The following is a 26621-nucleotide window of genomic DNA, read 5'->3' on the forward strand; positions in this document are numbered from 1 at the left end:
GTGCACGGCGCACCCTAGGGCAGGGGTACGACAGTTCAGGCCGGCACGTCCACGAAGTGCTCGACCAGCGGCGGGTTGGCGAAGTGCGGGCCGATCAGCGCGCGCCACTGCGCGAAGCGCTCCGTGGCGCGGAAGTTGTCGTTGTGCGCCTCGACCGAGTCCCACTCGACCAGCAGCACGAACCGGCTCGGGGACTCGACGCCCCGGGTCATCCGCACCGACCGGCAGCCGGGCGTGCCGGCGAGCACCGGATGCCCCTCGGCGTACGCGGCGGCGAACGCGTCCTCGTGGCCCGGCAGTACGTCGATGAGCGCGACCTCAAGCACCATGCCCGAAGCCTTTCACGTCGCCCTCGGGGGCCGGACGCCGCGGGGGCTGTTCCCGCCGACCGGGCGGATCTAGGGTGGGCGCGCGGGACAGGGGAGGCGCATGATCGACTGGCTCACCGGCACGGCGTTCACCGTGGCGGGCACCGGCACCACCTGGGCGGAGCTGCTGGGTTTCGGCACGGGGGTGCTCAACGTCTGGCTGGTGGCCCGGCAGCGGATCGCCAACTGGCCGGTCGGCATCGCCAACGTGCTGCTGCTGATGGTGCTGTTCTGGACGGCCGGGCTCTACGCCGACGCCGGCCTCCAGATCGTCTACGTCGGCCTGGGCCTGTACGGGTGGTGGGCGTGGCTGTACGGCGGTGAGCGGCGTACCCGGCTCACCGTCACAGCCACGGGCCGCCGGGAGTGGTGGGCGCTGGCGGCGGCGGGCGTGGCGCTGACGGGCGGGCTCTGGGCGCTGCTGGACGCAGCCACCGACTCCACCGTGCCGCTGCCGGACGCGCTGACCACCGCGCTGTCGCTGCTGGCCACGTACGGGCAGACCCGCAAGCGGGTGGAGAGCTGGTGGCTGTGGATCACCGCCGACCTGATCTACATCCCGCTGTACGCCTACAAGGGCCTGTACCTCACCGCCGCCCTCTACGTGATCTTCCTGGGGCTGTGCGTGCTCGGGCTGCGCGAATGGCGGGCGGACCTGCGGCGCGGCGCCGCCCCGACCCCGGTGCCGCCCGGCCCGGTACCGGCCGCGCCGTGAGCGCCGGGCCGGCGCCGACCGACGGGTGCCCGCCGACCGTGGGGTGCCGGCCGACTGACGGGTGCCCGCCGGCCGGTGCACCGGACGGTGGCAGCACGCCGGCGGGGGCCGGTGGGCCGCTCCGGCCGGAGTTCCGGCACGCGATGGTGGTGGGCAAGTTCTATCCGCCGCACGCGGGTCACCACGCGCTGATCGAGGCCGCCGCGGCCCGCTGCGCGGCCGTCACCGTGGTGGTGGCGCCGTCGCGCCGGGAGTCGATACCGCTCGCCCTGCGGCTGGACTGGCTACGCGAGGTGCACGCGGGCACCCCGTGGGTCCGCTTCGTCGGCCGCCACGACGACCACCCCGTGGACTACGCCGATCCGGCGGTGTGGGACCTGCACTGTGCGGTGTTCCGGGAGGCGCTGGGCGGGGCGCCGGTGGACGCCGTCTTCTCCTCGGAGGCGTACGGCGCGGAACTGGCCCGGCGGTTCGGCGCGGTGTCCGTCTGCGTGGACCCGGCGCGGCGTGGCGTGCCCGTGTCGGGCACGGCGGTGCGGGCGGACCCGGGGGGCCACTGGCACCTGCTCAGCGCGCCGGTGCGGGCGTGGTTCGTCCGGCGGGTGGTGGTGCTCGGCGCGGAGTCGACCGGCACGACCACGATGGCCGCCGCCCTCGCCGCGCACTACGGCACCCGCTGGGTCACCGAGTACGGCCGGGAGTTGACCGCGCGGAAGCTGGCCCGGCTGCGCGAGCGGGACCCGGCTGCCACGGTCTTCGACGTGGCCTGGGACCGCGACGACTTCGCCGAGGTGGTCCGGGAGCAGCAGGCGGCGGAGGACGCCGCGGCGCGCGCCTGCGGCCCGCTGCTGTTCTGCGACACCGACGCGCGGGCCACCGCCGTCTGGGAGGAGCGGTACCTGGGTTCGACCTCGGACCGGGTGCGCGCGGCGGCCCGGCGGCCCGCGCTGTACCTGCTGACCGACCACGTCGGTGTGCCCTTCGACGACGACGGGCTACGCGACGGCGAGCACCTGCGGGCGTGGATGACCGGGCGGTTCCGGGCGGAGCTGGCCGGCTGCGGGGTGCCGGTGGTCGAACTGTCGGGCCCGCACCGGCGGCGGCTGGACCGGGCGGTGGCGGCCTGCGACGCGATGCTCGCGGCGGGCTGGTCGTTGGCCGAGCCGATGCTCCCGCCCGCAGAGAGCACCTAGCCTCCTAGGATGCCCTACGGGGTGTGTACCCCGTCACGGGACTTCTCGATCGATGCCCGCGAGTGGGATAGGACACCCGTCGCCCGGGCTGCGGCCACTTACCGCGATGGGCAACAATGACGGGCAAGGAGGGGAGTATTCCCCCGCGACGGAGTCGTCAGCACGGTCGAGCGCCGATCCTGGACGAGCGACCCGGCCCCGTCGGTCACCGCCTGCGAGGCGGTGACGGAAGAGACCTCCGACAGTCACCACTGTCAGCGCCGTCGGCACACCGCGCCCACCAAGGGCGTACGGTGTGCCCGTCGCTGTGTGTCTGCCGGAGGAATGAACCTTGGACGTGTCCGGACTGGTCTGGGCTGGGACCCTCGTCGCCCTGACCGGGATCCTGCTCGTGGATCTGCTGATCATCGGTCGGCGACCACACGAGCCGAGCGTGCGTGAGTCGAGCCTCTGGGTCGGCTTCTACGTCGGGCTGGCTCTGCTCTTCGGCGCCGGCGTCTGGCTGGCCTCGGGGGCCAGCGCCGCCGGGCAGTTCTACACCGGCTGGCTGACCGAGTACAGCCTCTCGGTCGACAACCTGTTCGTCTTCGTGATCATCATGGCCCGCTTCGGTGTGCCCCGGCAGTACCAGCAGAAGGTGCTGCTCATCGGCATCGTGCTGGCGCTGGTGATGCGGGGCGGTTTCATCGCGGCCGGCGCGGCGCTGCTCTCCCAGTTCTCCTTCGTGTTCTACATCTTCGGCGCGTTCCTGATCTACACGGCGATCAACCTCGCCCGGCAGGGCGAGCCCGACGAGGACGAGTTCTCCGAGAACGTGCTGATCCGGTGGAGCCGCAAGGCGCTGCCGATCTCCCATGACTACGACGGCGCCAGGCTGACCACCCACACGGTGAAGGGCAAGCGGATCTTCACGCCGATGCTGATCGTCATGATCGCCATCGGCACCACCGACCTGATCTTCGCGCTCGACTCGATTCCGGCGATCTTCGGCATCACCCAGGAGCCGTACCTGGTCTTCACCGCCAACGTCTTCGCGCTGATGGGCCTGCGGCAGCTCTACTTCCTGCTCGGTGGCCTGCTCAACCGACTGATCTACCTCAGCTACGGCCTGGCCGTGGTGCTCGGTTTCATCGGCGTCAAGCTGGTGCTGGAGGCCCTCGCCGGCAACACCCTGCCGTTCATCAACGACGGCGAGAACGTCGCGTGGGCCCCGCACATCCCGATCTGGCTCTCCCTGACGATCATCGTCGGCACCCTCGGGGTGGCGACCGTGGCCAGCCTGGTCAAGTCCTCCCACGACCGGCGGCGGTTGCTGGCCGACGCCCGCCGCTGAGGCGTACGCGACGGAAGGGGCGCTCCCGCCGGGAGCGCCCCTTCCGCGTGTCGTACGGGGGCCGCTCGTCGGGTCAGACCCGGTGCACCCCGACCAGGGTGGCGGTGCGCTCGTCGGGCAGCCGCTCCTCCAGCACCCGGCGCTGCAGGTAGCAGGCGTGCAGCATCCGCCGGTCGTCGTCCGGGCGCGGCTCGGCGGTGACGATGCCGATGTGGTGGATCCGGCGCCCGGGGCGGGCGAAGAAGTAGAGGTCGCCGGGGCGTTCCGCGCCCAGCGGCACCGGCCTGGTCGCCGTCGCCTGGTCGCTGGCGTCGCGGGGCAGCAGCACGCCGAGCCGCCGCCAGGCCAGGTGGACCAGGCCGGAGCAGTCGATGCCGTACGCCGACACCCCGCCCCAGATGTAGACGACGTCGAGCAGCCGCTGGGCGACGGCCAGCACCTCGTCGGCCGACGGGGGTGTGGCGGGCACCGGCACCGCGTCGCCGTCGGGCAGCCAGAGCGGCGCGGCGTGGCCCGGCGCGTGCACCGGCTGCCAGCCGTCGACCGCCGGACCGGCCGGGATCAGCCGGGTGCCCAGGATGACGCCGGAGAGCACCTCGGCGCCGCCCGGCGCGTCACGCAGCGCGGTGACGGTGGCGTCGACCACGAGCGGGTCGGCGGTGTCGGCGACGACGGGGGCGAGCTGCTCGGCGGGGAGCCAGCCGGGGTAGCCGTGCGGGTGCAGCCGGGGGGCCGGCTGCTCGACCGCCACCACGTGGGCCCAGCCGTCGCCGCGCAGCTCGGTGACCAGCACCCGCTCGCCGAGCAGCAACTGGCTGAGCACGCAGTCGCCGACCTGCTGGTCGGTGTCCATGCCGGAGATCCAGGCCGCGATGTCGGTACGCGCGGCCAAAGCGGGACCGTCGACGGGTCGTACCGCCTCGGGGTGGCTCCAGAGGGTCGCGACCGCGACCCGGACCACGGCCTCCCGGCCCGGTTGCAGCTCCACGTCCACCCCCAGCTAGCGCCGAATGTTCCCGCGACCATATGAAAGTTTCCGACGTGCATCAACTACGGTTCTGCATCTTTACTTCATTTACGGAGCTGATTCCGAGGCCCGGCGCGTCCGGCAGCACGACGGTCGCGCCGTCGTACCGCAGGCCGCCGCGCACCGGCGACCAGGCCAGCCACCAGGCGGCGTCGAGGTCGGCCACGGCGGTGGTGCCGTAGGCGCCGACCAGGCTCGCGGCGGCGCCGATGCCCACCTGGGTCTCCATCATCGACCCGACGACGGTGCCGAGGCCGTGCGCGGCGGCCAGGTCGAGCAGGGTCCGGGCCGGGTGCAGGCCGCCGCACTTGGCGAGCTTGACGTTGACCATGTCGGCGGCCCGGCGGCGGATCACCTCGACCAGGTCGCGGACGCCGAAGACCGACTCGTCGGCGAGGATCGGCACGTCCACCCGATCGCTGACCCAGGCCAGCCCGTCCAGGTCCCAGCGGGAGACCGGCTGCTCGACCAGCTCGACGCCCAGCCCGGCGTCCTCGACGCCGCGGATCACCCGGACCGCCTCGCGCGGGGTCCAGCCCTGGTTGGCGTCGAGCCGGATGCGCACCCCGTCGCCGACCGCGGAGCGCACCGCGCGGACCCGCTCCAGGTCGCCGGCGGCGTCTGTGCCGACCTTCAGCTTGAGCACGCCGAAGCCCTCCGCCCGCCGCTGCCGGGCCGCCGCCGCCAGGTCCACCGCGTCGCCAGCGGCGAGCGTGACGTCCGTGGGCACCCGCAGGGCGGTGCCCCCCAGCAGGCGCACCAGCGGTACGCCGAGCCGCCGCGCCGCCAGGTCGTGCAGCGCCACGTCGACGGCCGCCTTGGCCGCCTCGTTGCCGACCACGACCCGTTGCACCTCGGTGCAGCGGGCCACCAGGTCGTCGGCGTCGCGACCGGTGAGCATCGGGCCGATCAGCTCGCGGACGCACGCCTCGGAACCGGCGACGGAGGCCCCGGTCACCTGCCACACCTGCGGAGCCTCGCCGTAGCCGGACCGGCCGTCCGCGTCGACCACCTCCACCACCAGGGTCTCCACGGTGGTGGTACGGCGCAGCGCGGTGACGAACGGCGTGTGCAGGGGCGCGGAGAGCCGATGGGTGCGTACCGCGGCGATGGTCATGTGCGGCACCCTATACGGACACGGGCAGGCGAAGGGGAGGCCGGCATGAGCGAACGAAGTGAGCGGATCATCGGGTGCGGGGCGGCGGCGCCCCATGGCGGCGCGGAGCGCGGTGGAGTGCCGGCATGAGCGCGGGGAGCGAGCGGATCGTCGGGCGGGACTGGGAGCTGGTGGGCGCGCCGAACGCGCGCGACCTCGGCGGCCTGGTCGGCGTCGACGGCCGCAGGGTGCGTCCGGGGGTGCTGATCCGTACCCCGGCGCTGGGTCGGTTGACCGACGAGGACGTGCCGCTGCTGGCCAAGCTGGGCCCGGCGTGCGTGGTCGACCTGCGGCACGACTCGGAGATGACGGTCGCCCCGCCGGACCGCCTGACCGGCGAGCCGCGGGTCGTGCACCTGCCGGTGCACGACGCCGAGCATCCCGTCTTCACGTACGTCTCGGCGGTGCTGCTCGGGCACGACCTGAGCGCGTACACGGCCCTGGCCCGACAGGGGACGCCGGCGGCGATGGAGGCGATCTACCGCTGGTTCGTCAGCGGGGAGTCGGCGCGGGCGAACTTCGGCGCGGCGGTGCGGCTGGCGGCGCAGGCGGAGAACCTGCCGCTGGTCTACCACTGCTCGGCGGGCAAGGACCGGACCGGCTGGTTGACGGTGCTGCTGCTCAGCGCGCTCGGGGTGGACGAGGCCGCGATCCGGGCCGACTACCTGGCGAACAACCGGCTGACCGAGAGCCTGCGGGAGGTCATGCTGGAGGCGATGCGGCGGCGGATGCCGGGGCTGGACGCCGAGGCGGTACGCCCGGTGCTCGAGGTGCGGGAGGAGTACCTGGACGCCGCGTACGCGGAGGTGCACCGGGTGCACGGGTCGTTCGGGGCGTACCTGCGTGACGGGCTCGGGGTGGGCGACGACGTCGTGGCGGCGCTGCGGGCGCACCTGCTGGACTGAGGCGTCGGGTCACAGGTCGTGCCGGGCGTCCCAGGCCGCGGCCGACACCCGTGCGATGAGTCGGCAGGCGTCGTCCTCCTCGCCGGAGGCGCCGCCGTCGGCGAGGTCGGTGGTGGTGCAGACGACGACGGCGTACGGCGGCGCGTCGTCGGGGAAGACCACTCCCGCGCCGTGCCGCACGCCGCGTACCCAGCCGTTCTTGTGTGCGATGCGGGTGCCCTCGGGCAGCCCGGCGGCCAGGTCCTCGCGGTGTTCCTGGGCGAACAGCACGTCGAGCATGGCGGCGCAGCCGGCCGGTGAGGCGAGCGGGCCGGGGCGGTCCGCGCCGGCGGCCACGGCGGCGAGCAGCGCGGCCAGGTCGGCGGCGGTGACCAGGTTGGTGACGCCCGCCTCGCGGGCCGCGAAGTCCTCGATGCCCCGGCCGGTGACGCTGTGCCGGGCGCCGGCGAGGTCCCACACCCGTGCCACGGCGGGCAGTCCGACGTGGCCGATGACCACGTTGGTGGCGAGGTTGCTGGAGCGGACGATCATCCGGTGGGCGAGCCAGCGCAGTGGCGCGTCACCGCCGACGCGTTCCCAGACGGCCTGGTCGTTGTCGTAGTGGCGGGCGCAGGAGAACCGGGGGGCGCCGGGCAGCGCCGAATCGAACTCGTTGCGCACGGGCACCGGGGCGTCCAGGTCGAGGGTGCCGGCCTCGGCGGCGCGGTGCAGTGCGACGAGCACCGCGGCCTTCATGGTGCTGGCGGCGTAGTGGGTCGCGTCGGCGTGCCGGGTCCAGGTGGGAGTGGCGCCGACCCGCCCCACGTACGCCGACACGGTGCCGGGCACCCCGTCCAGATGGGCGTCGAGCGCGTCCCAGGTCATGCGGCTGACCGTAGCGGGTCGGTCGACGGGGCGGCGGGGCGGGGCGATCGGTCGTACCGTGCGGGGATGACGGTTGCCGCCTACGACGCGCACGCCGACTGGTATGAGGCGTTCGCCACCGACACGTCCGGCGACTACATGACCCGGGTCCGCAGCCGGCTCGGCGACCTGCTCGGCCCCGGCCCCGGCCGCTGCCTCGACCTGTGCTGCGGGACCGGGCTGCAGGCGGCGGAGCTGCGCCGGCTAGGCTGGGAGCCGGTCGGGCTCGACCTGTCCGCCGGGCAGTTGCGGCACGCCCGACCGCGTCTGCCGGTGGCCCGTGCCGACGCGGCGGCGCTGCCGGTGGCCGACGCCTCGGTGCCGGCGGTGGCGTGCGTGCTGGCGCACACCGACGTGCCCGACTACGCGGCGGTCGTCGCCGAGGTCGCACGGGTGCTCACGCCCGGCGGCCGGTTCGTCCACGTCGGAGTGCACCCGTGCTTCATCGGGGCCTTCGCCGACCGCTCCGACCCACAGCGGATCGTGATCGACGGCGGCTACGCCGAGCGGGAGCGTAGCTTCCGGGCCTGGGCGCCGCACGGGGTGCGGGTGCGCGTCGGCGCGTGGCACGTCCCGCTGGCCGACCTGCTCAACGCGGTCACCGACGCCGGCCTGACCCTGGTGCGTACCGTCGAGACGGGCTCCGGCCCGGTGCCGGACCTGTTCGGCTTCCTCGCCACCCGTCCCACCTGAGTGTCCGGAGGGCGCAACGGGCGGAGCCCGGACCGCGCGGGGCGGTCCGGGCTCCGGGGGTGGCTGCCGTCGTAGGTCAGCCGGCGTGCTTGCGGCGGGCGGCGGCCCGGCCACGGGTGGTCTGGTCGAGTACGACCTTGCGGATGCGCACGGCGGCCGGGGTGACCTCGACGCACTCGTCCTCGCGGCAGAACTCGAGGGCCTGCTCCAGCGACAGCTTGCGCGGCGGGATCAGCTTCTCGGTCTCGTCGGCCGTCGACGAGCGCATGTTGGTGAGCTTCTTCTCCTTGGTGATGTTGACGTCCATGTCGTCGGAGCGGGAGTTCTCCCCGACGATCATGCCCTCGTACACCTCGGTGCCCGGCTCGACGAAGAGCTGGCCGCGCTCCTGGAGGTTGGTCATCGCGAAGGCGGTGACCGCGCCGGAGCGGTCGGCGACCAGCGAGCCGTTGTTGCGGGTACGCAGCTCGCCGAACCACGGCTCGTACGACTCGAAGACGTGGTGCAGGATGCCGGTGCCCCGGGTCTCGGTGAGGAACTCCGTGCGGAAGCCGATCAGGCCCCGGGCCGGGACCAGCCACTCCATCCGGATCCAGCCCGTGCCGTGGTTGACCAGCTGCTCCATGCGGCCCTTGCGGGTCGCCAGCAGCTGGGTGATCGCGCCCAGGTACTCCTCGGGGGCGTCGATGGTGAGCCGCTCGACGGGCTCGCAGGTCTTGCCGTCGATCTCCCGGGTGACCACCTGCGGCTTGCCGACGGTCAGCTCGAAGGACTCGCGGCGCATCTGCTCGACGAGGATGGCCAGCGCCAGCTCGCCGCGGCCCTGCACCTCCCACGCGTCGGGGCGCTCGGTGGGCAGCACCCGCAGCGACACGTTGCCGACGAGTTCCTTGTCGAGGCGGTCCTTGACCATCCGGGCGGTGACCTTGGCGCCCTTGACCCGGCCGACCAGCGGCGAGGTGTTGGTGCCGATGGTCATCGAGATGGCCGGCTCGTCGACGGTGATCAGCGGCAGCGGGCGCGGGTCCTCCGCGTCGGCCAGGGTCTCACCGATCATGATCTCGGGGATGCCGGCGACGGCGATGATGTCGCCCGGGCCCGCCGATTCGGCCGGCTTGCGCTCCAGGCCCTCGGTCATCAGCAGCTCGGAGATGCGGACCCGCTGGGTGCTGCCGTCGGTGCGGCACCAGGCCACCGTCTGGCCTTTGCTGATGGTGCCCTGACGTACGCGGCACAGCGCTAGCCGGCCGAGGAACGGGGAGGCGTCGAGGTTGGTGACGTGCGCCTGAAGCGGCGCTTCCTCGTCGTACGCGGGCGGCGGGATGGTGTCGAGCAGGGTGCGGAACAGCGGCTCCAGGCTGTTGCTGTCGTCGGGGACAGCGCCGTCGGCGGGCTGGGTCAGCGAGGCGATGCCGTCGCGGGCGCAGGCGTAGACGATCGGGAAGTCGATCTGCTCCTCGTCGGCGTCCAGGTCGAGGAAGAGTTCGTAGGTGTCGTCCACGACCTCCTTGATCCGGGCGTCGGGGCGGTCCACCTTGTTGATGACCAGGATGATCGGCATGCGCGCCTTGAGCGCCTTGCGGAGCACGAACCGGGTCTGCGGCAGGGGGCCCTCGCTGGCGTCCACCAGCAGCACCACACCGTCGACCATGGTCAGGCCGCGCTCCACCTCGCCGCCGAAGTCGGCGTGGCCGGGGGTGTCGATGATGTTGATGGTCACCGGGTCGGAGCCGTCGGCCGGCAGGTACCGCACGCCGGTGTTCTTGGCCAGGATGGTGATGCCCTTTTCCCGTTCGAGGTCCATCGAGTCCATGACCCGTTCGGTTACCTCGCCGCGGGCGCCGTAGGCGCCGGCCTGCCGCAACATGGCGTCGACCAGGGTCGTCTTGCCGTGGTCGACGTGGGCGATGATGGCGACGTTGCGGAGGTCGGTGCGAAGCTGCATACCCTCCATACTCCTGTCTGCGGTTGCCGGGCACGCGTCGGGGGTCCACCCCCGAATTGGCCCGGATCTCTGCCGGAACTGATGTTCCGACCGTTTCAGCGCCTGGCATGCTGACCCCCGTGGGAATGGGGGCCCGATGCACGACCTGTTGACCTCGCTGCAGGGCCTGCCGCCCCTGCTGATCTATGTGATCGCCGCGATTGTCGTCGCGGGGGAGACCGCCGTGATCTTCGGTCTGCTGGTGCCGGGCGAGGCGACCCTGTTGCTGATCGGCTTCCTAGCGTACGCGGGGACGCTGCGGCTCGCGCCGGCGCTGCTGGTGATGATCCTTGCAGCAGTGATCGGCGACACACTGGCGTTCCGGGCGGGCCGGCGGCACGGGCCCCGGCTGCGCGCCGGCCGGCTGGGCGCCCGGGTGGGGCACGAGCGGTGGAGCCGGGCGGACGCGATGCTCGGCCGGCTGGGCGGGCGCGGGGTGCTGACCGCCCGCTGGGTGGCCTTCGCGCGCACCCTGGTGCCCCGGCTGGCCGGGGCGGCCGGCATGCCGTACCGGCGGTTCGCGCCCTGGAACGTGGCCGGGGTGGTGACCTGGGTGGGTGGCTCGGTGCTCGCCGGCAACCTGGCGGGGGAGTCGTACGAGACGGTCTCCCGGCTGCTCGGGCGTGCCACGGGGGCGGTGCTGGTGCTCGTGGCCGCGCTGGTGGCGGTGGTGCTGGCGGGGCGGTGGCTGGGCCGTAACCCGGACCCGGCGCGGGCACTGGCTTCCCGGGCCGCCGGGCTGCGGCCGGTGCGCTGGCTCAGTGGCCGGTACGGGGTGCTGTTCTTCCTGCTCGCCATGCACGTCGGTCCGGCCTGGACGCTGTTGATCAATCTGGCCGTCGGCCTGCTGCTGCTCTTCGTGGTCGGGCTCGCCATCGCCTGGGTGCTCGGGGCGGTGGTCCGGCACAGTGGCCTGGCGGTGCTCGACGGCGCGATCGCCGACTGGTTCGCCGAGCGGCGTACGCCCGGGGCGGTCGACGTCACGCTCGCGGTGGTCTCGGCGCTGCGGGGATCGTCGTTGATCGTGCTGGTGGCCGCCGTGGCGGCGGTGCTGGCCTGGCGCAACCGGCCCTGGCGGGCGGACCTGCTCAGCGTGGTCGGCACGGTCGGGGCGTTCGTACCGCTGGTGGTGCTGGCCGTGGTGGTCGACCTGGCCGGGCCGGCGGGTGGCCCGGGCGACCGGGGGGCCGCCCTGTTCCCGGCGCAGAACGCGGTGGTGGCGGCCAGCCTCTGCACGCTCGCCTGGCTGCTGTCGCGCAGGGCGCGCTGGCCGGTGGCGGTCACCGCCTGGACGGCTGCGGCGGCCGGGGTGGTGGGCCTCGTCGGCGCCCGCCTCTACCTGGGGTTGAGCACCCTCAGCGGCAGCGCCACGGCGGTGCTGCTGGGGGTGGCCTGGACGGCGTTGTTCATGGTCGCCTGGGCCACCCGCGACAAGGCGGTGGGCGGCGGCGCGGCGGAACCCGAACCGGTGGCGGTACGCGCCGAGGCGTGAGCCGGCCCGCACCGCCCGAACTGACGGAAACGGGGGCCGTGGCGGTGACGCCACGGCCCCCGTTCCGGCGGGACGGTCAGTCCCGGGTGGCCGTCGGTTCGCGTCCGGTCGGTGCGTCCTGCGCGTCCCCCGTCTCTCCGACGGGCCTACGGACGACCCGCCCCGGCCACCAGAAGCGGTCGCCGAGGGTGAACGCCAGCGCCGGCACCAGGATCGTCCGGACGAGCAGGGTGTCCAGCAGGACGCCGATGCAGACGATGACGCCGATCTGGGTCAGCAGGAGCAGCGGCAGGACGCCGAGGACGGCGAAGACCGCGGCGAGCAGGACACCGGCGCTGGTGATGACGCCGCCGGTGACCCGCAGGGCCGAGAGCATGCCGGCGCGGGTGCCGCTGCGCCGGGCGTCCTCGCGGGCCCTGGTGACGAGGAAGATGTTGTAGTCCACCCCGAGCGCCACCAGGAACACGAAGGCCAGCAGCAGGACGCCGCTGTCGAGCGCCGGCATGTCGAGCACGTGGTCGAAGACCAGCCACGACGCGCCGATGCTGGCGAAGAACGACGCGACCACGGTGAGCACCAGCAGCACCGGGGCGACCAGGCCGCGCAGGAGCAGCACCAGCACCGCGCCGACGAGCAGCAGGATGATCGGCAGGATCAGTCGCAGGTCCTTGCCGTTGGCCTGGTTCTCGTCGTAGGTGGCGGCGACGGCGCCGCCCACCACCGCGCCGTCGAACGCGGGTGCGCCCTCGACCGCGGGCGGGGCGGAGCCGGGGATCGCGGCGACCGCGTCCCGCAGTGCCTCGACGGTCCGGTTCGCGGCGGCGGTGCCGGGTTCGGCCTCGAGTACGACGTCGACCTGGGCGACCTGGGGGCCCGCCTCGCCGGGACGCGCGGAGGCGACGCCGGGGATCCCGGCGGCGGTGTCGGTGACGGCCTGCACCGCCGACGGGGTGGTGAGCACGGCGACCGGCTGGGTCGTGCCGGCGGGGAAGGCCCGGGCGAGGGTCTCCGCGCCGGCGACCGCCTCCGGCTTGACCCGGAACTGTTCGGTCTCCGACAGGCCGGTGCGGATGCCGAGCCCGCCGAGGGCGAGCCCGGCGAGCAGCAGCGTCGCGAGCAGCGCGACCGGAATCGGGCGGCGTTCGACGGCGGCGCCGAGGCGGCCCCACAGCCGGCCCTCGCGGGCCTCCCCGCCGACGCGGGGCACGAACGGCCAGAAGAGGCCGCGACCGAAGATCAGCAGTGCGGCCGGCAGGACGAACAGCGCGGAGAGCATGGCGAGGACGATGCCCGTCGCGCAGGCCACGGCGAGCGCGCGGTTGAGCTCCTGCTCCGACAGCAGCAGGGTGAGCACGCCGAGGACGACGGTGGAGCCGCTGGCGAGGATGGGCTCGGCGACGCGGCGCAGCGCGGCGCGCATGGCCACGAAGCGGTCCTCCTCGCGGCGTAGTTCCTCGCGGTAGCGGGCGATGAGCAACAGCGCGTAGTTGGTGGCGGCGCCGAAGACGAGGACGCTGGCGATGCCGGTGACGGCGCCGCCGGGCAGGTTGATGCCGAAGGCGGGGACGACCGTCTCGAGGGCGCGCAGCGTGACCTGTTCCGTGGCCGCGACGACGACGAGCGGCACGATCCACAGGAACGGGCTGCGGTAGGTGATGAGCAGCAGCAGCGCCACGACGCTGGCGGTGACGGCGAGCAGCGTGATGTCCGCGCCGTCGAAGACCTTGGTCAGGTCGGTGGCGAACGCGGGCCCGCCGGTGACCTCCACGGTCAGCCCGTCCGGTACGTCGTCGAGCGACGCGCGGAGCTGGTCGACCCGTTCGGTGACCGCCTCCTGGCCGCCGGTGGCCGACAGCGGCACGGCGATCAGCGCGACGGTGCCGTCGGGTGAGATCTGCGGCGGGCTGACGCGCCCGCCGACGGCGAACTGGCCGAGGTCACCGGACTGGCTGGTGAGGGCCGCGCGGTCGGCTTCGGTGAGGGGCGCCCGGTCGGCGCGGCTGACGACGACGAGTGCCGCCTGGACGTCGCGGGAGGGCAGTTGGTCCTGGAGGCGTTCCACCTGGGTCGACTGCCACTGCGCGGAAAGGCCGGTGGACGAGACGGGCTCCGGATTGTCGGGCTTGGGCAGCCCGAAGACGATCGCCCCGAAGACGATCGCGGCGACCACGGTGAGCCACGCGGCGAGCCGTCCGCGCGCCGCGCGGGTGAACACTGACATGGGATGCCCTCACGGTCTCTCGACGAATTTTCCTTCGACGATCAAGGACTCGAACGACGCAAAGTGCCGAGCTCCGAGTATCTTGATAAACGAGATTATCGACTGCTGAGTTATGCTGCAACCGGAACGGACGGCAGGAGGCGGCGACCCAGGTGGCAGGTCACGGCATGTACCGACGGCGCGACACGCACCGCGAACGGCTGGTCGCCGAGATCGGGATCGAACTGCGGCGCTACTCGGTCGACGCCCAGCACATCGGGCACGCCTTCGCCAACCTGCACGGGCTGGGCGCCACCGACCTGCAGGCGCTCATCGCGGTGATGGACGCCGAGCTGGCGGGCCAGCCGATCACCCCCGGCCGCCTCGGCGAACAGCTCAACCTCTCGTCCGGCTCGGTCACCGCGCTGGTCGACCGGCTGGAGCGCGCGGGGCACATCCGCCGCGACCGCGACACCACCGACCGGCGCAAGGTCCTCCTGCACTACGCGGAGCGGGGCGCCGCGCTGGCCGCGGACTTCTTCCGCCCGCTGGGCCGGCGCACCGACGACGTGATGGCCGGCTTCAGCGACGACGAGCTGGCGGTGGTGCACCGGTTCATGTCCGCGATGACCACCTCGATGGCGGAGCACCGCGACGCCGTGCGCGCCGCCCGCGACGAGCCGGCCCGGCGCGCGAACGGCTGAGGCGGTGCTCGACCGGCTGGCCACCCGCCTCGCCACCGCCGCGCTGCGGTTGCCGCCCGCGCGCACCCGGCGGGTCACCCTCACCCGGGGCATCCCGGTGCGGGTCCGCGACGGTGTGCCGCTGCGCACCGACCACTACGCCCCGGACCTCGCCGACGCGCCGACCGTGCTGATCCGCACGCCGTACGGGCGGGGCGGGCCGATGCGGCTGCTCGGCCGGCTCGCGGCCGAACGCGGTTTCCACGTGGTGATCCAGTCCTGCCGTGGCACGTTCGGCTCCGGCGGCACCTTCGCCCCGCTGGTGCACGAGCGCGAGGACGGGCTCGACACGCTCGACTGGCTGCGCCGCCAGCCCTGGTGGACCGGGGCGTTCGGCATGTTCGGCGCCAGTTACCAGGGCTTCGTGCAGTGGGCCGTCGCCGCCGACGCCGGGCCGGAGCTGCGCGCCATGGTCGCGGTGGTGACGGCCTCGGGCACCCGCGACTCGACGTACGCCGGGGAGTCCTTCGCCCTGGACACCGTGCTCACCTGGGCCGAGCTGCTCCAGGCGCAGACCGTGCCGTGGCTGGCCCGGCAGTGGGAGCTCAAGCGCGGCCAGCCCCGGCTGGTCGCGGCGCTGGCCCACCTGCCGCTGGTCGAGGCGGACCGGGTGGCCACCGGCGTGACCGTGCCGTTCTTCCAGGAGTGGCTGCGCCACCACACCCCGGACGCCGACTACTGGCGCCCGCGCGTCTTCGGCGACCGGATCACCGAGGTCCACGCCCCGGTGGCGATGGTCAGCGGCTGGCACGACATCTTCCTGCCGGCCCAGCTGCGCGACTTCGCGGCGCTGCGCGCGGCCGGCGCCCGGCCCCGGTTGACCGTCGGGCCGTGGACCCACGGCAGCCCCGGGCTCCTCCTCGCCGCGCTGCGCGGCGGGCTGGAGCACCTCGACGAACACCTCGCCGGGCGGATCCCACCGGCGGCGCCCGGCGCGCCCGTGCGCGTGTACGTCGGCGGGGCGGGCGGCGGCTGGCGGGACCTGCCCGACTGGCCGCCGCCGGCGGCGCCGACCCCGTGGTACCTGCACCCGGCGGGCGAGCTGGCCACCGCCGCGCCGGTCCCCTCGGCGCCGGACCGCTTCCACTACGACCCGGCCGACCCGACGCCCTCGCTCGGTGGTCCGCTGCTCGTCGCCCAGCGCGCCGGCCCGGTCGACAACCGTCCGGTCGAGGCCCGGCCCGACGTGCTGACCTTCACCAGCGCCCCGCTGACCGCGCCCGTCGAGGTGATCGGCCCGGTACGCGCCGAGATCCACCTGCGCAGTGAGCTGTCCCACCTGGACGTCTTCGTGCGACTGTGCGACGTGGACCGGCGCGGCCGGTCCTGGAACGTCTGCGACGGGCTGGTCCGCGTCACCCCCGACCGGTTTCCCGTCGACCCGACGGGCGCGGTGCGCGTACCCGTGGAACTCTGGCCGGCCGCGCACCGGTTCGCGCCCGGGCACCGGTTGCGGGTGCAGGTCTCCGGGGGCGCCCATCCCCGCTACGCACGCAACCCCGGCACCGGCGAGCCTCTCGGCACGGCCGTGACCCTGCGTGCTGGATGGCGGGAGATCATCCACGACCCACAGTGTCCGTCCGCAGTGGTCCTGCCGATCATGCCGCCAGCGGCGAAGCTTTCCCCCAGTCGAAAAAACCCATCCTGAGCTGGGCATTCATCAATTCGCAGGGCTATGGTTGGGCCAACGCCCGACGCCGTGCACCATCGGTCGGGCCGTGCGCGTGAGGCTCGCACACCGCCTACGCGGTGTCACCGTCGTGCCCGGCCCCGACGACATCCGCAAGGGGGAATCCCATGACGCGGGCACCGCAGAATCTGCTGGCCGTGCGCCGTCTGCTACTCGAGCACCTCAACGTCGACCCCAACAAGTCCCGCGACCAGGATCTCGAACCCGCCGAGGTCGGCATCGTCGGCGACCCCGCCCACCGGGGCGGCTACCACTGCGGGAAGGACCGGGTGGTGACCCGGGACTACTCCGTCGTCGAGTCGTCCCGCGACTCATCCGGCCTGACCCTCGACGCGTCCGCGCTCGACGTCGGCAGCTTCCGGGTCAGCGTCGCGGGCCGGACCCACGACCTCCGCAGCTTCTCCACCTGGTGTGTCGCGCAGTGCACGGCGGGGAGCGCGGACAGCCGGGACATCCGGGAGATCATCTACTCCCCGGACGGCAAGGTCGTCCGACGGTGGGACCGCCTGCGCAAGCGGACGAGCGGCGACAGCTCCCACCTGTGGCACACCCACTTCAGCTTCTTCCGCGACTCGACGAAGGCGAACCGGGACCAGACCCCGCTGTTCCGCCGCTACCTGACCAGCATCGGACTGATCGCCCCGCCCGTAGAGGAGTCCACCATGGAGCAGACCGACAAGCTCGCCTACAAGACCGACGTGGCCAACCGCACCGTCGGCCAGGTCCTCGCCGACCTGGCGAACCTGCGCAACTGGCTGGTCTCACCGGTCGGCACACCGAACCAGGTGAGTCCCCCCAGTGAGCAGTCGCCGCTGACCCTCCTGCTCGCGATGGCGCGGGGCTACCCGGCTCTGGTCAACCAGGTCAAGGCGCTGGCCGACGGCGATTTCAGCGACGAGCAGGCCATCATCGCCGGCGTGCTCGCCGGTCTCTCGCCGGAGCAGATCGCGGAGGCCATCCCGCCCACCATCGCCCAGCAGGTCACCGACGAACTGGCCCGCCGGCTGGCGGCCTGACCTGCCGCTCCGCAGGGTCGCCGGGATGCGCCTCGTCGCCGGTGTCGCATCACCACCGTTGCGGAGGCTGGTCGACCTCGGGCTGGCGCTCACTCCGGCGATCCTGCTGAGCGGGCCGCTACGGCGGCGACGGAACCTGCCAGTCGCGCCGAAGCGGCCCTGAACGCGCTGCGATGGCGGCCGGCGAACGGCCGCCACCACCGGCACGGGATCTACAGCGAGCGGACGTTGTCCGCCTGCGGGCCCTTCTGACCCTGGGTCACCTCGAACTCGACCTTCTGGCCCTCGTTCAGCTCCCGGTAACCGCTCGACGCGATGGCCGAGTAGTGGACGAACACGTCCGGCCCTCCGCCATCCTGCTCGATGAAGCCGAAGCCCTTTTCCGAGTTGAACCACTTAACCGTGCCGGTTGCCATGCATCTCTCCCTGTTCCAAAGCGGGCCAATCCCGGTCTTCGACCAAAGATCGCCCGGTGCTACCCCGAGAGTAACCGGCCGAACCTCGATCTGCTGGCCGAAGTGCCGCAGGCGGTGCGGCGAAACTCTCGACGCGGGCGATGGGAAGCCGGGCCGTGCGGAGGCAGGGGACGCGAAAGCCGGGCGGTGCCCGGTCGGCTGCGGCATGCTTGCCCCGATGAGAGGTGCCACAGCCGACGCGCTGATTGAGCTGGAGCGGGAGATCGACGCTCCCGGCGGCGGGCTGGACCGGCTCGGGCTGGTGCGGATCCCCTTCGTCCCCGAGGTCCGGCTGCACCTGGCCGAGGACGCGATCGTCTGGTGGGCCCGGATGGAGGCGCACGCCGGGCACGCCCTGCCCCCGCCGTACTGGGCCTCCGTGTGGGCCGGTGGCCAGGCCCTCGCGCGGCACCTGCTGGACCACCCCGACCTCGCGGCCGGCCGCCGGGTGCTCGACATCGCCGCCGGCTCCGGCCTGGTGGCGATCGCCGCCGCGCTCGCCGGCGCCGAGCGGGTGGTCGCCAACGACATCGACCCGTACGCGCTGGCGGCGGTCACCGTCAACGCCCGGGCCAACCACGTGACGGTCGCGGCCACCTGTGGTGACCTGCTCGACTCCGAGCCCGACGGGACGGACCTCCTGGTGGCCGGGGACGTGCTCTACGACGCGACGATGGCGGCGCGGGTGCTGCCCTTCCTACGCCGGGCCGCCGCGACGGGCGCCGACGTGCTGGTCGGCGACCCCGGGCGGGGCCACCTGCCGCCGGGCGTACTGGCGACGGTGGCGAGCTACCCCGTGCCGACCACCGAACCCTCCGTCGACTCGTCCGTGCGCCGGGTGCAGGTGCTGCGCCCCCGGTGACCCACCGTTCTCAGGGTCGACCCCGAGGCTGATACCAGGGGGTGGTCGGGGATCGGACCCGATGCCCCGGGTGGCCGGGCGGCCATAGCGTACGGGGCATGTCGGAATGGCTGCACCAGATCGGGGAGTTGCCCACCACCCTGCTCATGGGGGTGCTCGGGGTGGTGATGCTCTTCGACGCGGTGCCGCTGCTCGGGGTGCTGGTGCCCGGTGACGTGGCGGTCCTGGCCGCCATGGGAGTCGGCGGACCGAGCACCGGGGCGGTGACCTTCGCCGTCGTGGTGGCCGGTTGCCTCGCCGGCTGGTCGCTGAGCTTCCTCGCGGGCCGCCGCTACGGCGAACGGCTGCGGCGCAGCCGCCTCGGGGACTGGATCGGCGAGGCGCGCTGGGCGGCCGCGGAGGGGATCCTCCAGCGCGGGGGTGGCCGGATGGTGCTGGTCGCGCCCTTCCTGCCGGTGTTCAACGCGCTGCTGCCGCTGGCGGCGGGCGGGCTGCGGATGTCGTACCCGCGATTCCTCGGCTGCGCGACGCTCGGCGCGGCGGCGTGGGCCGGTCTCTACCTGGGGCTGGGTACCGCCTCGCGGTCGCTGGCCGGGCTGGTGCCGGGGGAGCCCAGCCCGATGCTGGCCACCCTGGTGGTCGGCCTCCTGCTGGCGGGCGCGGTGCTGATGGGCACGCGGCACCGACTGCGTGCGCTCACCGGGGCCTGACTGCGCTCACCGGGCCTGACTGCGCGCCGACGGGGGTCGGCAGGGAACGGGCGGCGACCGGAATCCCGGGGGGAGCAAAGACGGGGGAGAGCCCGGGGATCGGGGGATCGACGGGGCCGCGGAGGCCGACGGGGGGAACGGGGGCCGACGGGGGAGTGGGGCCGGGCGCGGATCGCGTCCGGCCCCACTGGGTTCACCAGCCCCGGGCGCGCCACTGGGGCAGCGCGGGGCGCTCCGCGCCGAGCGTGCCGTCCTTGCCGTGACCCGGGTAGAACCAGGTCTCGTCGGGCAGCCGGTCGAAGAGCTTGTGCTCGACGTCGTCGATGAGCGCGGCGAACCGCTCCGGGTCCTTGTCGGTGTTGCCGACCCCGCCGGGGAACAGGCTGTCGCCGGTGAACAGGTGCGGCGTGCCCGCGGGGTCGCGGTAGAGCAGCGCGATCGAGCCGGGGGTGTGGCCCTTGACGTGGATGACCTCCAGCGCGCACCCGCCCACCGCCACGGTGTCGCCGTCGGCGAGCGTCTCGGCCTCGATGGGCAGCCCGGCCGCGTCGTCGGCGTGCACCAGCGGGCGGGCGCCCGTCTTGGCGACGACCTCCTCCAGCGCCACCCAGTGGTCCATGTGCTGGTGGGTGGTGACCACCGTGGTCAGCCCCGCGTCGCCCACCAGTTCGAGCAGCCGGGACGCCTCGTTGGCGGCGTCGATCAGCACCTGCTCGCCGGTCGCCCGGCAGCGCAGCAGGTAGGCGTTGTTGTCCATCGGGCCCACCGACACCTTGGTGATGGTGAGCTGGTCGAGCTCGCGTACGGCCGGCGTGCCGCCGGGCGTGACGTCTCCGCTGTAGGTCATGAGGTCGTCTATATCCATTCCGGTGGTTGCGGCAGGGGACCGTCGGGGGTGACGGTCAACACGGTGCCGGGGCTGCGGCCGATCAGCCAGGCGGCGAGTTCGGGGGCGGCGCCGGTGACCGTGGGCGCGCTGGCCCGCTCGCCGACGACCAGTTCGTGCCGGCTGCCGTCGAAGCGCAGCACCATCGGCGGCACGTCGGCGCGGCCGGCGAGGTCGCCGGCCACCTCGTGCAGCAGCCGGTGACCGAACGCCTCGGGCCAGTCGGCCGGGCGGTAGCCGGCGTCGAGGTCCACGTGGTGCACCTCGATCTCGCGCAGCCGGCCCCACACCAGCATGGCCGCCGGCCAGGGGCCGCGCCGCGTCTGGACGGTGGCCGCCCACGCCTCGACCGGCATGGCGGCGACCGCCTCGGCGAACCGGTCGGCCGAACGGCGCAGGTCGTCGAGGTGGGCCTCGGGCGGGCGGGGCGCGCCGGCCTCGATGTCGGCGTCGCGGGCCGCCGCGGAGGCGTACATCGGGATCGCCTCGCCGGTGCGCGCCGAGGTGAGCAGGTTGACGAAGCCGTCGGCGTTGCGGGCCAGATGGGCCAGGACGTGCCCCCGGCTCCAGCCCGCCAACAGCGACGCGGCGGCGAGGTCGGTGCCGTCGAAGGTGGCCGCGGTCCGCAGCAGACGGTCCGTGGCCGCGTCCACCTCGCCCGTCAGCAGGAGCGGATCCGTGGTCACCCACCGACCCTATCCGCCGGGTGGCCCGGCGTCGCCGGGGAAATCGCTTTCGGCGCGTCGCGGCGCGTCCTACCGTCGGCGTCGAACGCGGCACCGGAACGGCGGGGGAGGTGGTGACCATGCCGGTAGCAGCAGCACGCGTGCGTCAACCGCTCCGACACCGATGAGGATGCCATGACCATCGACCTGACCGCCCTCGGCTGGGACGCCGAGCGGGCGGCACACGTACCACGACGCGGCGGCCACCGTCCCGGCCGGGTGGCCCGGGTGGACCGCGGTGTCTGCACCGTGCTCTGCGCGGACGGCCCGGTCCGCGCCACCCTGGGCGGGGCGGTCCTGGCCGCCGCCGCGCGCGACCTGACCCTGCTGCCCTGCGCGGGCGACTGGGTGCTGCTGGGCACCTGGCCCGACCGCAACGTCACCGTGGAGGCGGTGCTGCCGAGGCGCACCGCCCTCGTCCGGCGCACCGCCGGCAAGGACGCCAGCGGCCAGGTGCTGGCCGCCAACCTCGACGCCGCCGCAGTGGTGGAACCGGTGCACCCCGAGCCGGACGTCGGCCGGATCGAACGGCTGCTCTCCCTGGCGCACGAGTCCGGCGCCCGGCCGCTGGTCGTGCTCACCAAGGCCGACCTGGCGGCCGACCCGCGGGCCGTCGCGCGTCAGCTCGCCGGGGTGGCCCCGGGGGTGCCCGTGCTGGCCGTCAGCGCCGAGCACGGCACCGGGCTCGACCCGCTGCGCGCCGAGGTGGCGCCTGGCCGCACGCTCGGCCTGCTCGGCCCGTCCGGCGCCGGCAAGTCGAGCCTGGTCAACGCGCTGGCCGGGGCGGCGCTGATGCCCACCCAGGCGATCCGGCGCGTCGACGGCAAGGGCCGGCACACCACCACGTGGCGGGCGCTGCTGCCGGTGCCGGGCGGCGGCGCGGTGCTGGACACCCCGGGCGTACGGGCCGTCGGCCTGCTGGACGGCTCGGCGGGCCTGGACCGGGCGTTCGCGGACATCGCCGAGCTGGCCCTCGGCTGCCGGTACGCCGACTGCGGGCACGACGGGGAGCCCGCCTGCGCGGTGCGCGACGCGCTGGAGAGCGGCGAACTGCCGGTGCGGCGCTGGGAGAGCTGGCGCAAGCTCCAGCGGGAGCTGGCCTTCGAGAGCCGGCGGCGGGAGGTCCGGCTGGCCGCGCAGCGGCGTGGCGGTTGGCGGCGCGGGCGGCGACCCACCGCCCGCCCCTGACGTCCCGGGCGGCGGCAGCGCTGTCCCGGGCGGCAGCGCTGTCCCGCGCGGCGGCGCGGCTGTTGCCCCTGATGTCCGGGACGGCAGCAGTACGTATGTTGTGAGACATTGGTGCCCATCGAAGGGTTGTGTCCCTTCCCGTGGAATGGGAGCCACATGCGTACACGATGGTTGGGGGCCCTCCTCGCAGGGCTGCTGCTCGCCGGAGCGTCGGGCCCGGGGGCGGCCCAGGCGCAGGCGGAGAAGCGCGTCCACAACGCGATGCAGATCGTCTTCAGCACGTCGAACCTCGACGCCTTCTGCACCATCGGCGCGGTCGGCGAGGACGACTACGGGCGTGAGATCGCCATCTCGGCAGGCCACTGCGTCACCGGCCCCCAGTACGCCGACCGGGAGATCCACGAGAACATCGCCCCCGTCTACCACCGGCAGGACGTCGCGTTCGGCCCGATCGGGTACGTGCGCTACTTCAAGGACCCCGAGGGCTCGATGACCGGCCATCTGACCAAGGACTACATGGTCATCGAGCTCGTGCCGGGGGTGACGCCGTCGGCGCAGGGACCGCACCTGCGGCAGACGGGTGAGCTGGAGGTTCCGGGCGGTGCCGTCAGCCCGAACGCCCTCAGCCCGGCACTCGACAACGAGCGGCTGCTCGGGGCCGCGCTGTTGAACAACAACGAGCTCGTGGTGTCGGGGCAGCTCGGCGTCTGGTACGGGCGGATCACCAACAACAGCAGAGGCGTCTACCAGTGCTGGGCCAGGCACGCGGCGGGTGACTCGGGCGGGCCGGCGATCTGGCACGTGCCGGGCAGTGCCTACCCGTCGGAGCAGAACGGGTTCCAGGCCGAGGGGCCGTGGGCCGGGATCACCAAGGCGATCATCCTGGGCGTGCCGCAGTACGCGTACACCAGCTCGGCCAACATCCTGGCCGACCTGCGGGCCCGCGACGCCGCCGACCCCGCCGACGTCTACGGTGCGGGTTTCGAGGTGACCGACAACCCGTAGGCGGCCGACCAGGGGCACCGCGGGAGGGGCCGGAGGTCGACCCGTCGAGGCTGATCGTGGCGGGCTTGAGCTGGGGCGACGAGTCGGCGCGGGAAAGTGTCGTAGCCCGGAGCTAGAGTTGCCGGGGCGCTTTCCTGCGCTGACTCGACCGCTCAGGGTGCCATCAGAGCGGGACAGATCACCTCATCCTCGTCAACCCTGGAGTACTCGGACAGTGGCCGACCGACTGATCATCCGTGGCGCGCGCGAGCACAACCTGCGTGACGTCAGTCTCGACCTGCCCCGGGACGCCCTGATCGTGTTCACGGGGCTCTCGGGGTCGGGCAAGTCGAGCCTGGCCTTCGACACGATCTTCGCCGAGGGGCAGCGCCGCTACGTGGAGTCGCTGTCGTCGTACGCCCGGCAGTTCCTCGGCCAGATGGACAAGCCGGACGTCGACTTCATCGAGGGCCTGAGCCCGGCGGTCTCCATCGACCAGAAGTCGACCTCGCGCAACCCGCGCTCGACGGTGGGCACCATCACCGAGGTCTACGACTACCTCCGGCTGCTCTTCGCCCGCATCGGCGAGCCGCACTGCCCGGTCTGCGGCGAGCGGATCTCCCGGCAGACCCCGCAGCAGATCGTCGACCGGGTCCTCGCGATGGCCGAGGGCACCCGGTTCATGGTGCTCGCGCCCGTGGTGCGCGGCCGCAAGGGCGAATACGTCGACCTCTTCGCCGAGCTCCAGGCGAAGGGCTACGCCCGCGCCCGGGTCGACGGCGTGGTGCACCCGCTGACCGAGCCGCCCAAGCTGAAGAAGCAGGAGAAGCACACCATCGAGGTGGTGATCGACCGCCTCACGGTCAAGCCGAGCGCCAAGCAGCGGCTGACCGACTCCGTCGAGGCGGCCCTGGGCCTGTCCAACGGCCTGGTCCTGCTCGACTTCGTCGACCTGCCGGAGGACGATCCGGAGCGCGAGCGGCGCTACTCCGAGCACCTGGCCTGCCCCAACGACCACCCGCTCGCGATCGAGGACCTGGAGCCCCGGGTCTTCTCCTTCAACGCGCCCTACGGCGCGTGCCCCGAGTGCACCGGCCTGGGCACCAAGAAGGAGGTCGACCCCGAGCTGGTCGTCCCCGACCCCGAGCGCACCCTGCGCGAGGGCGCGATCCAGCCCTGGTCGACCGGGCACAACCTGGAATACTTCCTGCGCCTGCTGGAGGCTCTCGGCGCGGCCGAGCACTTCGACGTCGACACGCCCTGGCGGGCCCTGCCGTCGCGGGCGCAGAAGACGATCCTGCACGGCTCCGACGACCAGGTGCACGTGCGCTACCGCAACAAGTTCGGCCGTGAACGCTCCTACTACACCGGCTTCGAGGGCGTGGTGCAGTGGATCGAGCGCCGGCACACCGACACGGAGTCGGAGTGGTCGCGGGAGAAGTACGAGGGCTACATGCGCGACGTGCCCTGCGCGGCCTGCGGTGGCGCCCGGCTCAAGCCCGAGGTGCTCGCGGTCACCCTGGCCGGCAGGAGCATCGCCGAGGTCTGCAACCTGTCCGTCGGCGAGGCCGCCGACCTGCTCGCCGGCATCGAGCTGACCGACCGGCAGAAGATGATCGCCGAGCGGGTGCTGAAGGAGATCAACGCCCGGCTGAAGTTCCTGCTCGACGTCGGTCTCGACTATCTCTCCCTGGACCGCCCGGCCGGTACCCTCTCCGGCGGCGAGGCGCAGCGCATCCGGCTGGCCACCCAGATCGGCTCCGGCCTGGTCGGCGTGCTCTACGTCCTCGACGAGCCGTCGATCGGGCTGCACCAGCGCGACAACCACCGCCTGATCGAGACCCTGGTCCGGCTGCGCGGCCTGGGCAACACGCTGATCGTGGTCGAGCACGACGAGGACACCATCCGCACCGCCGACTGGATCGTCGACATCGGCCCGGGCGCGGGCGAGCACGGCGGCGAGATCGTGCACAGCGGTTCCGTGCCGGCGCTGCTGGAGAACCCGGAGTCGATCACCGGGGCCTATCTGTCGGGTCGCCGGTCGATCCCGATCCCCGGGGGGCGCCGCCCGCAGACGCCGGGCCGCGAGCTGGTGGTGCACGGCGCCCGCGAGCACAACCTGCGCAACCTGACCGTGTCGTTCCCGCTCGGCCAGCTCATCGCCGTCACCGGGGTCAGCGGCTCCGGCAAGTCCACGCTGGTCAACGACATCCTCTACGCGGTGCTGGCCAACCAGATCAACGGGGCCCGGCTGGTCCCCGGCCGGCACACCAGGGTCTCCGGCCTGGAGAACGTCGACAAGGTGGTCGGCGTCGACCAGTCGCCGATCGGGCGTACGCCGCGCTCCAACCCGGCCACCTACACCGGGGTCTGGGACCACGTCCGCAAGCTCTTCGCCGAGACCACGGAGGCCAAGGTCCGGGGGTACGGCCCCGGCCGGTTCTCGTTCAACGTCAAGGGCGGTCGCTGCGAGGCGTGCTCCGGCGACGGCACGATCAAGATCGAGATGAACTTCCTGCCCGACGTGTACGTGCCGTGCGAGGTCTGCAAGGGCGCCCGCTACAACCGGGAGACCCTGGAGGTGCACTACAAGGGCAAGACCGTCTCCGACGTGCTGGAGATGCCGATCGAGGAGGCGGCCGAGTTCTTCTCCGCCATCCCGGCCATCCACCGGCACCTCAAGACGCTGGTCGACGTCGGCCTCGGCTACGTCCGGCTCGGCCAGCCCGCGCCCACGCTCTCCGGCGGCGAGGCGCAGCGGGTCAAGCTCGCCTCCGAGCTGCAGAAGCGCTCGACCGGGCGGACGGTCTACGTCCTCGACGAGCCGACCACCGGCCTGCACTTCGAGGACATCCGCAAGCTGCTGATGGTGCTCGAAGGGCTGGTCGACAAGGGCAACACGGTGATCACCATCGAGCACAACCTCGACGTGATCAAGTCCGCCGACTGGCTGATCGACATGGGCCCCGAGGGCGGTCACCGGGGCGGCACGGTGCTCGCCACCGGCACCCCCGAGGAGGTCGCCGAGGTGCCCGAGAGCCACACCGGGCAGTTCCTGCGGCAGGTGCTCAAGCTCGGCGGCGAGGCGAAGGGTGCGGCGGCGGCTACCTCCCGGGCGGCCAAGGCCAACGGCGCCAGGTCCCGCGCCCGGAAGGTGCCGGCCGGGGCCCGCTGACGACACCCGCCGCGCGCTGGACGCCACCCGCTCGACGCGCAGCCCGTACGCGGACGGGAACCGCACCACCGCGCGGGAGAGAGAACCGCCGACCGGGGCCGCCGGGTGGGCCGTGGGCCTGCCGGGGCGGCCCGCGGTCGCCGGTCGGGTGAACCGTCGGGCAGAGTGATCCGTGTAACCGAGTGTCGCCGCAGATCACGACCAGGCAGCGGCAGCCG

General features: G+C 73.3%; 23 protein-coding genes. 14 read left to right on the forward strand and 9 right to left on the reverse strand.

Features of this window, described 5'->3' with window-relative positions:
- Positions 1 to 35: 35 nt before the first annotated feature.
- Positions 36 to 329: an antibiotic biosynthesis monooxygenase family protein gene (locus ACGFIR_RS23715; protein WP_393147172.1), complete on the reverse strand. Its 294-nt coding sequence runs from the start codon at positions 327 to 329 to the stop codon at positions 36 to 38.
- Between the two features lie 100 nt (positions 330 to 429).
- On the opposite strand from ACGFIR_RS23715, the gene pnuC reads away from it, so the two are divergent.
- From pnuC to ACGFIR_RS23730, 3 genes are all read left to right on the forward strand, one after another.
- On the forward strand, positions 430 to 1083 hold the full coding sequence (gene pnuC, locus ACGFIR_RS23720; protein WP_393147174.1) for a nicotinamide riboside transporter PnuC: 654 nt from the start codon (positions 430 to 432) through the stop codon (positions 1081 to 1083).
- A 143-nt stretch (positions 1084 to 1226) separates the two neighbouring features.
- On the forward strand, positions 1227 to 2276 hold the full coding sequence (locus ACGFIR_RS23725) for an AAA family ATPase (RefSeq protein WP_393147176.1): 1050 nt from the start codon (positions 1227 to 1229) through the stop codon (positions 2274 to 2276).
- Between the two features lie 331 nt (positions 2277 to 2607).
- Positions 2608 to 3609: a TerC family protein gene (locus ACGFIR_RS23730; RefSeq protein ID WP_393002416.1), complete on the forward strand. Its 1002-nt coding sequence runs from the start codon at positions 2608 to 2610 to the stop codon at positions 3607 to 3609.
- A gap of 73 nt (positions 3610 to 3682) precedes the next feature.
- Here the strand turns inward: ACGFIR_RS23730 and ACGFIR_RS23735 are convergent, their stop codons facing one another.
- Positions 3683 to 4597, reverse strand: coding sequence for an NlpC/P60 family protein (locus tag ACGFIR_RS23735; RefSeq protein WP_393147178.1), 915 nt, complete (start codon positions 4595 to 4597; stop codon positions 3683 to 3685).
- A gap of 58 nt (positions 4598 to 4655) precedes the next feature.
- On the reverse strand, positions 4656 to 5753 hold the full coding sequence (locus tag ACGFIR_RS23740; RefSeq protein WP_393147180.1) for a mandelate racemase/muconate lactonizing enzyme family protein: 1098 nt from the start codon (positions 5751 to 5753) through the stop codon (positions 4656 to 4658).
- Between the two features lie 146 nt (positions 5754 to 5899).
- On the opposite strand from ACGFIR_RS23740, the gene ACGFIR_RS23745 reads away from it, so the two are divergent.
- Positions 5900 to 6697 carry a tyrosine-protein phosphatase gene (locus ACGFIR_RS23745; RefSeq protein ID WP_393147297.1) on the forward strand — a complete coding sequence of 266 codons (798 nt, stop codon included), beginning with the start codon at positions 5900 to 5902 and terminating at the stop codon, positions 6695 to 6697.
- 9 nt (positions 6698 to 6706) lie between these two features.
- On the opposite strand, the gene ACGFIR_RS23750 is transcribed toward ACGFIR_RS23745, so the two are convergent.
- Complete coding sequence (locus ACGFIR_RS23750; RefSeq protein WP_393147182.1) at positions 6707 to 7561, reverse strand: serine hydrolase; 855 nt, start codon at positions 7559 to 7561, stop codon at positions 6707 to 6709.
- A 66-nt stretch (positions 7562 to 7627) separates the two neighbouring features.
- Here ACGFIR_RS23750 and ACGFIR_RS23755 point away from each other — a divergent pair, with 66 nt between their 5' ends.
- Positions 7628 to 8293 (forward strand): class I SAM-dependent methyltransferase, encoded by a 666-nt coding sequence (locus ACGFIR_RS23755; protein ID WP_393147184.1) that lies wholly within the window; start codon positions 7628 to 7630, stop codon positions 8291 to 8293.
- 76 nt (positions 8294 to 8369) lie between these two features.
- Here the strand turns inward: ACGFIR_RS23755 and typA are convergent, their stop codons facing one another.
- Positions 8370 to 10238, reverse strand: a complete 1869-nt coding sequence (gene typA, locus ACGFIR_RS23760) for a translational GTPase TypA (RefSeq protein WP_393002426.1) — start codon at positions 10236 to 10238, stop codon at positions 8370 to 8372.
- A gap of 136 nt (positions 10239 to 10374) precedes the next feature.
- Here typA and ACGFIR_RS23765 point away from each other — a divergent pair, with 136 nt between their 5' ends.
- Positions 10375 to 11769, forward strand: a complete 1395-nt coding sequence (locus ACGFIR_RS23765) for a DedA family protein (protein ID WP_393002428.1) — start codon at positions 10375 to 10377, stop codon at positions 11767 to 11769.
- 76 nt (positions 11770 to 11845) lie between these two features.
- Here ACGFIR_RS23765 and ACGFIR_RS23770 read toward each other — a convergent pair whose 3' ends face one another.
- Positions 11846 to 13990 (reverse strand): MMPL family transporter, encoded by a 2145-nt coding sequence (locus tag ACGFIR_RS23770; protein WP_393002430.1) that lies wholly within the window; start codon positions 13988 to 13990, stop codon positions 11846 to 11848.
- 167 nt (positions 13991 to 14157) lie between these two features.
- Between ACGFIR_RS23770 and ACGFIR_RS23775 the strand changes: the two genes are divergently transcribed.
- The 3 genes from ACGFIR_RS23775 (at position 14158) to ACGFIR_RS23785 (ending at position 17418) form a co-directional block, all read left to right on the forward strand.
- On the forward strand, positions 14158 to 14673 hold the full coding sequence (locus ACGFIR_RS23775; RefSeq protein WP_393002432.1) for a MarR family winged helix-turn-helix transcriptional regulator: 516 nt from the start codon (positions 14158 to 14160) through the stop codon (positions 14671 to 14673).
- A 4-nt stretch (positions 14674 to 14677) separates the two neighbouring features.
- A complete protein-coding gene (locus tag ACGFIR_RS23780; protein ID WP_393147186.1) occupies positions 14678 to 16360 on the forward strand; it encodes a CocE/NonD family hydrolase in 1683 nt (560 codons plus the stop codon).
- A 149-nt stretch (positions 16361 to 16509) separates the two neighbouring features.
- Positions 16510 to 17418, forward strand: coding sequence for a hypothetical protein (locus ACGFIR_RS23785; protein ID WP_393002436.1), 909 nt, complete (start codon positions 16510 to 16512; stop codon positions 17416 to 17418).
- Between the two features lie 212 nt (positions 17419 to 17630).
- Here ACGFIR_RS23785 and ACGFIR_RS23790 read toward each other — a convergent pair whose 3' ends face one another.
- The gene (locus ACGFIR_RS23790; RefSeq protein WP_088999344.1) at positions 17631 to 17834 is read right to left on the reverse strand and encodes a cold-shock protein; all 204 of its coding nucleotides are present in this window, start codon (positions 17832 to 17834) and stop codon (positions 17631 to 17633) included.
- Between the two features lie 217 nt (positions 17835 to 18051).
- Between ACGFIR_RS23790 and ACGFIR_RS23795 the strand changes: the two genes are divergently transcribed.
- Positions 18052 to 18735, forward strand: coding sequence for a class I SAM-dependent methyltransferase (locus ACGFIR_RS23795; protein ID WP_393002438.1), 684 nt, complete (start codon positions 18052 to 18054; stop codon positions 18733 to 18735).
- Between the two features lie 98 nt (positions 18736 to 18833).
- The gene (locus tag ACGFIR_RS23800) at positions 18834 to 19445 is read left to right on the forward strand and encodes a DedA family protein (RefSeq protein ID WP_393002440.1); all 612 of its coding nucleotides are present in this window, start codon (positions 18834 to 18836) and stop codon (positions 19443 to 19445) included.
- Between the two features lie 193 nt (positions 19446 to 19638).
- Here ACGFIR_RS23800 and ACGFIR_RS23805 read toward each other — a convergent pair whose 3' ends face one another.
- Together ACGFIR_RS23805 and ACGFIR_RS23810 are read right to left on the reverse strand one after the other, a co-directional pair.
- On the reverse strand, positions 19639 to 20292 hold the full coding sequence (locus tag ACGFIR_RS23805) for an MBL fold metallo-hydrolase (RefSeq protein ID WP_393002442.1): 654 nt from the start codon (positions 20290 to 20292) through the stop codon (positions 19639 to 19641).
- A gap of 8 nt (positions 20293 to 20300) precedes the next feature.
- Entirely contained in the window at positions 20301 to 21017 is a 717-nt protein-coding gene (locus ACGFIR_RS23810; protein ID WP_393002444.1) for a maleylpyruvate isomerase family mycothiol-dependent enzyme, read from the reverse strand.
- Positions 21018 to 21191: 174 nt separating this feature from the next.
- On the opposite strand from ACGFIR_RS23810, the gene rsgA reads away from it, so the two are divergent.
- The 3 genes from rsgA (at position 21192) to uvrA (ending at position 26403) form a co-directional block, all read left to right on the forward strand.
- Positions 21192 to 22244, forward strand: coding sequence for a ribosome small subunit-dependent GTPase A (rsgA, locus tag ACGFIR_RS23815; protein ID WP_393002446.1), 1053 nt, complete (start codon positions 21192 to 21194; stop codon positions 22242 to 22244).
- Between the two features lie 156 nt (positions 22245 to 22400).
- Positions 22401 to 23249, forward strand: a complete 849-nt coding sequence (locus tag ACGFIR_RS23820) for a hypothetical protein (RefSeq protein ID WP_393002448.1) — start codon at positions 22401 to 22403, stop codon at positions 23247 to 23249.
- 214 nt (positions 23250 to 23463) lie between these two features.
- On the forward strand, positions 23464 to 26403 hold the full coding sequence (uvrA, locus tag ACGFIR_RS23825) for an excinuclease ABC subunit UvrA (protein WP_393002450.1): 2940 nt from the start codon (positions 23464 to 23466) through the stop codon (positions 26401 to 26403).
- The last annotated feature ends 218 nt before the right edge of the window (positions 26404 to 26621 follow it).

Source organism: Micromonospora sp. NPDC049051, from assembly GCF_043197575.1.
Taxonomy (GTDB): Bacteria; Actinomycetota; Actinomycetes; order Mycobacteriales; family Micromonosporaceae; genus Micromonospora.